4 protein-coding genes are annotated in these 8,651 nt (G+C 37.0%); 2 read left to right on the top strand and 2 right to left on the bottom strand.

Annotation, left to right across the window (positions count from 1 at the left end):
* Positions 1-478 precede the first annotated feature (478 nt).
* Positions 479-1,882 (top strand): sulfatase, encoded by a 1,404-nt coding sequence (locus FB2170_RS07130; RefSeq protein ID WP_013305862.1) that lies wholly within the window; start codon positions 479-481, stop codon positions 1,880-1,882.
* Positions 1,883-2,073: 191 nt separating this feature from the next.
* Here the strand turns inward: FB2170_RS07130 and FB2170_RS07125 are convergent, their stop codons facing one another.
* Complete coding sequence (locus FB2170_RS07125; RefSeq protein ID WP_013305861.1) at positions 2,074-4,290, bottom strand: type IX secretion system membrane protein PorP/SprF; 2,217 nt, start codon at positions 4,288-4,290, stop codon at positions 2,074-2,076.
* Positions 4,291-4,298: 8 nt separating this feature from the next.
* Positions 4,299-6,554, bottom strand: a complete 2,256-nt coding sequence (locus tag FB2170_RS07120) for a gliding motility-associated C-terminal domain-containing protein (protein ID WP_237701169.1) — start codon at positions 6,552-6,554, stop codon at positions 4,299-4,301.
* A gap of 271 nt (positions 6,555-6,825) precedes the next feature.
* Here FB2170_RS07120 and FB2170_RS07115 point away from each other — a divergent pair, with 271 nt between their 5' ends.
* Positions 6,826-8,511, top strand: a complete 1,686-nt coding sequence (locus tag FB2170_RS07115) for a glutamine--tRNA ligase/YqeY domain fusion protein (protein WP_041633099.1) — start codon at positions 6,826-6,828, stop codon at positions 8,509-8,511.
* Positions 8,512-8,651 lie beyond the last annotated feature (140 nt).

Genomic DNA, 8,651 nt, shown 5'->3' with positions numbered 1-8,651 from the left:
TGGTTACTACCAATAACAAATATTGCTCTTAAAAATCAGGAAGGAAATTTATTGTTGTAGTCTGCCTTAGTTATGTTGTGAAACGCTATTTTGGCAGGGTTTGTGTAAGTCAGGGACTGAAATGGATTTTAACACTTACTTTTTGTAAGAAAGAACAGTTTTTTTGTTGGTTTAAGTGGTTTATCACGATGTGGAACAGGTAACAGATTTTAATATAAAATCCAGAATTATGGTTTTCCAAATCACTGAATCATTAAGGATTCGGATGAATTTTTTAAAATAAAAAAACAGGTTTAAAGTCGATATTTCTAATCATGAAGAGTGCAATTATACCAAGACTCTTTTCATTGATATTGTGTCGAAAGGACCTTATAAAGTTGTATTTTACAAGTATATAAGGCCATAATTGACGGTAATACGAAACCGTTGTATGCAAGATTAAATCATTATACTATAAGCCAACTTTAACCTGAAAAAAATGAAAAATATTTTGCTTATGCTATTATTGTCATCATTCATTATTGCATGTGGTGATAAAACAAAAAAGCCCAATATCATATATGTTTTAGCCGATCAATGGCGGGCTGAAGCACTAGGTTCCAACGGGAATCCAAATGTTATAACACCCAATCTTGATAAATTGGCTTCAGAAGGAATTAGTTTTACCAACGCCATTTCAACGAGCCCTGTTTGTACTCCATACAGATCGATGATGTTAACGGGACGATATCCTTTGAAGAATGGCATGTTCATGAATGATGTTTCGCTTGACCCTGACTCTCAAAGTTTTGGCAAACTCTATAAAAATGAAGGATATAGTACTGCCTACATTGGGAAATGGCACGTTGATGGTAAGGGCCGTTCTGCATTTATTCCAAAAGAAAGGCGACAAGGCTTTGATTATTGGAAAGTATTGGAGTGTTCTCATAGTTATAATAATTCAAATTATTGGGGAAATGATGATGAATTGCATTCATGGGAGGGGTACGATGCGGCAGCTCAAACGAAAGATGCTATTGCCTTTATAGAAGCTCAGACAGAAAATAAAAGCCCATTTTGTTTGATACTCTCTTGGGGACCACCTCATGCCCCTTATAAGACTGCACCAAAAGAATTTCAGAAATTATACGAAAATATGGACATACAATTAAGACCAAATGTTCCAGTTGAATTAGCTGAAAATACAAAAGCCATGTTGAAAGGATATTATGCACATTGTTCTGCACTTGATAGTTACATCAAACAATTACAGGACGCCATAAAGAGAAATAATCTTGAAGACAATACCATTTTTGTTTTTACATCAGATCACGGAGATTTAATCAACAGTCATACGGAAAGAAAAAAACAAAGAATTTATGAAGAATCGGCTAAAGTACCATTTATTATAAAGTATCCCGCATTATTGGGTAAGCAGGGACGCAAAAGTGATTTCCTGCTAAACACGTTGGATATTTTACCTACAATGTTGGGAATGTCAAGTATAAAAGCCCCTGAGGGTTTGGATGGAGAAGATATATCAGATGTCATTCTTGGCGAAAAAGAGGATAATCGAAAAGCTGCTCTTGTTGCGTGTATTCAACCCTTTGGGCAATGGAAAAGAACTTTAGGAGGTAAAGAATTTAGAGGAGTGATAACAAAAAGATATACTTATGCTAAAGATTTGTCCGGAGAATGGTTGTTTTTTGATAATGTTGAAGATCCATATCAACTGAATAATCTTGTTGGAAATCCATCTTTTAAATCAGTTGCTGAAAATTTGGAAGAATTACTCGATAAGGAGCTCGATCGTTTGGACGATGATTTTTTACCAGGAGCTTCATATTTGGAAACATGGGGGCATAAAGTTGATTCAACCGGAACAGTACCTTATGTAAATTAATGATGAAAAAGTAAAAGAATATATCAAATTAGTTCTTAAAGCAATTGAAGTAGAGCTAAACAAATAATGAAAGAACAACAAAGATTTCAACTGAGAAGACATGTCCTGTGCCCTAAATGTCTATAGAATGATTCTTTGATATAATATTGGGTCAACTTTATAGGGCTAACAAAACCAATAACCTGTATACGTTAAGCGATTTGGCCAGGGGTAACCCGCATAATCCACATTTTATCGTCATAGGCATCATTAAGCTTGGTGTAATAAGAAAGAAGCGCATTGTTCCAAGATCGGTGACGTTTAAGATAAACATACCTATAATTGTTCTCAGGGTTGACAAAATAGCTTGCACTAAGTCCGTAGGAGTTTAATAACTTAACAAACCTGTTTGCGTTTTTTGGGTTCGCAAAAACATTGGCAATTAAGTAGTATCCAGAATCAACACCGTTGATTTTTTGAGTTCTTGGCTCTTGCTTGTTAGCCGTTACCTTGTCTTTGACCACAATGTTTTGTTGTAGAACGTCATCATTATACTTAGAGGACCTTTCTTTGACCTTATTAGTGTTTTCTACATAGGCCTCATTGGTATATCGGTTGTCAACATTCATGATCCATGTTAGACCATCATATTGACCATTAATATTGCTTTTATGAGCATCAACAGCTTCTTGCCATGTATTGTGACGTTCTAAATAAACATATTTAAGACCGTTATTGGGGTTGTCAATATAATCAGCAGAAATTCCTTTTTGCTTAAGACCATTGATAAACTTGGTCATATACTGACCACCTTTATAAACATTGGCAACAAGATAGTAGCCGTCTTTTATACCTTGCAAATCTCTAAATTTTCGACTTTTAACTTTTTTGGCTTTAGTTACGTGTTCAACATTTTTTGAGCGTCGTGTATTGTCTCTAGATGCAACCTGAGGTAAATCTGATTTAATTTTAGTCGCAGCTACGGCCTCTTTTACTTTTTGAGATGGTTGATTGACGTCAAACACAGGTTTGTCGTTAGCTTTTGGCCTATCATTTTTATTTACTGCCAATACCGCGTCCTTCTCCTTAATAAATTCATCTTCTTTGGGTGCAGGGGGTAATTTATCATTAAACTGCTCGGTATATTTGTCTTCGTGTGCATCTTCCTTTCCGTCATTACTAGCATTTTTTGAAGCCATTGCAATATCCGAGTTGTCCCCTAAGAATAGTTTTTCTGCTTTTTTCTCTAGATCTGGACGCTCGCCTTTCGTCTCATTTCGAACCATGCGCATTACCATTTCAAAACGTTTTTCCAAATCTTGCTTGCGATTTAGTTCTAACGAATCCTGGCGAAACATCAATTCAGCAATAATTGCATCATTCTCTGCTAGTTTTTTCTGTAACTCTTCTAACTGCTCATTACTTGCAACTGTATCTTCTAATGGAAGTTCATTGGAATCAACCAGATCATCATTATTGTTTTCCAAGAATACGCGATCCTCAGTCAGGTTAGGGGTAAATGAATAAGCAAAGGATATTTCGTGAGTAACTCCGAAATTGTCAAAGTTATTTGAAAGCCCTTTTTCCATGGTATAACCTAACGAAAGTCTTTTGTTGAGGTTAAATCCGACACCGGCAGAGGCGCCATAGAAACTATCGTAACCGCCTTGTACCCATCCTAATTTTGGAAGGTCAAGTATAAGGCTACCCCCAAAAACGATATCATCTTCACCGACTTTTCTAGCTCTCGCCAAAGGCATTAACCGACCACCTTCTAGTGCACCAGAGGCATTTTCAAAATCATGGGTGTATTGTAAATGGCCAGAAAAGGTTTTATCTGCAAATTCGGTAACTGATTCACTTGTTTTAAGATTGTAATCAAAAAGATTCTCTGCAAAAAGCCCAAAATCAAACTTTCCATAGGAAATGTTGAAACCTGGTTGAAAGGATAACAAGTTGCTATCCTGTAAACCTGCCAAGAATGGATCATCCTCAACGGTTGTAACACGATTAATGTCAAAACCACTGTTATAATAAGAAACATTGGCGCCGAAAGTAAAATTACTTTTATCACTTAGTTTAATACCATATGCGTAGTTTGCTAGGACGCCAAAGTTTGTAACGGTTCCTTCTCGTTGTTGGTACAAACTTAGTCCAAGTCCTGTTTTATCACTGATACGACCACTATAGCTTAAGAAATAGTTTTGGTTGTTATCATCAAATTGTACCGATTGGTTTCTGTGTAAAAGATTCACATAGGAAACATCTTCCCGAACCGTTGAAAATGTTGGGTTTATTAAGAATCGGTTGTATTTTAACAAGTTCTGCGATGGCACATCATAAGGAACAAATGGCGTATCTTCTTGAGCGTTGGCTTTGACCAAAGACAGAACAAACAACAATATGAATAATATATTTTTCTTAAGCATTGTAATAGTTATCTAATCACGGTTATTGTGCCTTGTTTCAGCACTTCTTGAGCATTTCTGATTTTGTAATAGAAAACCATATTTTGCTTAGGAAATGACATGGAAGATGAAGGCCATGTGTTTTTATAATCAAACTCATTTAAAACCTCTTCGCCTTTTTCATTGTAAATAATGACATTTACATCCAATTTATTGGAATAGGAATTAGGTATAACCCATTGATCATTAATTCCATCACCATTTGCACTAATCACATTGGGGACCCTGAATGTATCTAAATAGGTTACGGTAATCTGTCTCGAAATTTCACAATTATCAATACTGGCAACTAAAGTATAGGTGCCTTCCGTTGTGAAATTATAAGAATCGGAAATACTCATCTCCACATTATTTGAGTCGTACCACCGATATGCGGTTCCTCCACTTGCTGTTACAGCTCTAGAAGTACCCTCTGGGAATACTACATCTCCTGCTGGACTCAATGTAATCAAGGAAGCATCTAGAGGTGCAATAGTAATTTCATTGGATGTCAACGAACAACCTCCCCTGTCTAGTACCAATCGGTATGTTCCTGTTTCATTTACATCAAAAGCCCCATCTGTTGTATTAACAGAGCCACCGTCTCTTTGCCATTCATAAGTTTCTCCACTTAAGTCTGTAGCGGTGCTAATGGTTACAATGTCCGATGCACTACAATAAACGGTACTGGTGCTTGATATTGTTAAGATTTCTGATGTCAAAAGCTGTACATTCAATGTATTGGATGGCGCCGTATATGTACTTATGGTTCCTTCAATTGTATAATCACCATTTTCAGAAACATCTGTCAAACTAATAGAATTATTGGTTGCACTTGAAATGTCGGTACCATTTAGTTTCCATTGATATGCGAAATCTGTGGCAATACTTGAAGTAACATCTATTTTGCTCAAGTCAGGCATTACAGCATTGATAGTCTGTACTTGCAATACAATATCAGTTGAAGCGCATGCCGTATAAGAAGAATTATAATCAGTAATAAGTTCAAAAGAAGCTGGTATAACTACTAGTGAGTTTTCAGAATTTTTTATAGCTCCAGGACAGGTTCCACCACCTTGTGTGATTTCGGCGTAATATGTGCCATCCTGTGTAATATCTAGGGTGTTATTAGTTTGGCCTGAGATCTCTACTCCATTTCTGTACCATTTAAATGTTGGTGAAACAGCAGATGTGCTAATGCTTAATGTTTCGGTTTGTGATGGTAACAAAACTATGTTTTCTGGATTATCTCTAGTTGCAGTAAAGCTATCGGCGTTGTTCATGCTTATTGCGGCCGACATTTCGTTGCAAATCGATGCAGAGGAAATCTCAATTTGATAATCACCTTCAAATCCTGGGATGTTGGCGTCAACAGTATATGTTGATAAAGTAGCACCAGAAATCTCAACATTATCTTTAAACCATCTATAACTCCATGATGGATCAGTTGTGTTTATACTTAAGGTTTCAGTTTCACCTGCGCAAAGCACAGTTTTGGATGGTGGGTTTATAAATATACCTTCTCCACCACCACCAATGGTAACATCTACAATATTGGAATCTGTGTTTGCAGAACCTGAACATGTAGGCCCGTAGTCTATCAATGCAAAATACATTCCTGAGGCGGTGACATTTAAAGTATGTCCTGTTTCACCTCCTATAGGTGAACCACTCATATACCATATGTACTGATAGGTTTCGGGATTGGTAACATTATCAACTTGAAGTGTTATAGGTCCTGTTGCACAAATAGTTCCTGGGGGCACACCACTACCATCATCACTGATGTTGATATTTGTAGTAACGTCCATATAATACATATTGTATGCGGGAGACTCAGCACTTGTGTTTGCGGGATCAGTTGATCTTACCCTTATCTTATAACCTTGGCCTCTTGTGTCGGTAGGAATCCCAAATTCAGTATCAAATTCTTTTGAGCTATTACCATTCTGGTCATCGATTGTGGCAAGGACAGAAGCATTGGTAAAATCTCCGGAGGCATCTGACAATTCCAATATAAATTCATTTGAACTGTTGGCTGTACCCGCCCAAGATATCTTGGCATAGTATTCATTAAAACCACCAACGCCTGCGCAAATGGCAGTCCACGGTGAATTACCGGCTAAATTTGGATTGTCAGCTGGTTCTGGTTCATTTACCAAGATTTGTGCAGAAAGAGGTGCGAGGGTCAACAGCAAAAATCCCACAAGAAACATGTGGAAACGGAACTTTGATGTACATTTCATAAGTAGTTACAATTTTTGTTCAACGTGTTTTAGCTGTTTGATTTGGGGTTTGAATTTGTTGTGATTTCGCTGTTTAACGCTTTTAATAACGCTTTTGACAAAGTATCACAACTATTCAACAACAAATATGTTATTTAATTATGCGTTTAGAAACTTATTGTTGTGGCGCATCCCAAATATGTTGTGAAACCCCAATATTTGTATGCTAGGGCATTTCATGGCCTGCAATAGCTGCATTTTTCCTACATTTGCACTTCTTAAAAAAAGTGAAATGAGTGAAGCTCCAAAATCATTGAATTTTATAGAACACATTATAGAAGAAGACCTTGAAAAGGGCTTTCCAAAGGCGAAATTACGTTTTAGGTTTCCACCTGAACCCAATGGGTATCTGCACATTGGACACGCTAGTTCAATTTGCTTGAATTTTGGATTGGGATTGCGTTATGATTCACCTGTAAATCTTAGGTTTGACGACACGAATCCGGTTAAGGAGGAACAGGAATTTGTTGATGCCATTAAACAGGATGTGGAATGGTTGGGCTACAAGTGGAATACCGAACGGTATGCTTCAGATTATTTTCAGGAACTTTATGATTGGGCTGAAATGCTTATTCAAAATGGAAGAGCTTACGTAGATAGTCAGTCCTCCGAGGAAATGGCGAACCAAAAGGGAACACCAACAGAACCAGGCACGAATAGCCCTTTTAGAGAACGTAGTGTTGAAGAAAATCTTGAGTTGTTCAGAGCAATGAAAAATGGTGACTTTAAGGAAGGAACGCATGTGCTTAGAGCAAAGATTGATATGTCCTCTTCGAACATGCTTATGCGTGACCCAATCATGTATCGGATATTGCATAAAGCACATCACAGAACAAATACTGATTGGTGTATTTACCCCATGTATGATTGGACACATGGAGAAAGTGATTATATTGAGCAGGTGTCACACTCCCTATGCACGCTAGAGTTCTTGCCTCATCGCGAATTGTATAATTGGTTTTTGGACCAAGTGTATGACAATGAAAAAGTAAAACCCAAACAGAGAGAATTTGCTCGAAGAAACTTGAGTCATACAGTTGTAAGTAAACGCAAATTGTTGAGATTGGTTGAGGACGGTGTTGTAAATGGATGGGACGATCCTCGCATGCCTACCATTTCTGGATTACGAAGAAGGGGATATACCCCAGATTCTATAAAGAGTTTTGCTGATACGATAGGAATAGCGAAAAGAGAGAATCTAATTGATGTTTCATTGTTGGAATTTCATGTGCGTGAGCATCTAAATAGAATAGCGCCAAGGGTAATGGGCGTTTTGGACCCAATTAAGGTCGTGATAACAAATTACCCTGAGGCTTCTGAAGAATGGTTAAATGCTGAGAACAATCCTAGTGATGAATCCGCAGGTTCAAGAGAAGTTCCTTTTTCTCGTGAAATTTATATTGAGCGTAATGATTTTAAGGAAGAAGCAAACCGTAAATTCTTTAGATTAAAACTTGGTGGAGAAGTACGCTTGAAGAATGCTTATATCATTAAAGCCGAAAGCTGTACTAAGGACGATAATGGCAACATCACAGAAATACAATGTACATATGACCCCAAGAGCAAAAGTGGTAGTGGTACTGAGGAAAGTCTGCGCAAAGTTAAAGGAACGTTGCATTGGGTTTCAGTTAAACATGCAGTGGAAGCAGAAATTAGAGTTTATGATCGTTTATTTTTAGATGAGAGTCCGGATACACATAAAGACAAAGATTTCATGGAATTTGTGAATCCTGATTCTTTAAACGTCATTAAGGGGTTTTTAGAGCCAAGTTTAAAAAGTTCTAAAGTTGGTGATATTGTTCAATTTCAGCGATTGGGATATTTCTGTGTTGATCCAGATAGTTCAGACGAAAAACTGGTTTTTAACAAAACGGTTGGATTAAGGGATACCTGGTCAAAAATCCAACAAAAAAATTAGTATTGATATTTCTTATCGATGAAATTATATCAATCGGTATTATCTATTGAAATAGTACTGTTTTAAGGGCTTTTGAGCAGTTATTTATTTTCCGTCATGCAATGTGATGGTGTCATTTGTTAAAAGGACTTAGAGGCCAT

This window comes from Maribacter sp. HTCC2170, assembly GCF_000153165.2.
In the GTDB taxonomy this organism is placed as follows: domain Bacteria; phylum Bacteroidota; class Bacteroidia; order Flavobacteriales; family Flavobacteriaceae; genus Maribacter_A.
Note: the sequence above shows the minus strand (reverse complement) of the source record. Positions and strands in the feature narration are given on the sequence as shown.

What these genes read in the sequence shown, in the direction of transcription:
- FB2170_RS07120 (WP_237701169.1), bottom strand. Translation starts at nt 6,554, where the DNA reads ATGAAATGTACATCAAAGTTCCGTTTCCACATGTTTCTTGTGGGATTT.
- FB2170_RS07115 (WP_041633099.1), top strand. Translation starts at nt 6,826, where the DNA reads ATGAGTGAAGCTCCAAAATCATTGAATTTTATAGAACACATTATAGAA.
- FB2170_RS07125 (WP_013305861.1), bottom strand. Translation starts at nt 4,290, where the DNA reads ATGCTTAAGAAAAATATATTATTCATATTGTTGTTTGTTCTGTCTTTG.
- FB2170_RS07130 (WP_013305862.1), top strand. Translation starts at nt 479, where the DNA reads ATGAAAAATATTTTGCTTATGCTATTATTGTCATCATTCATTATTGCA.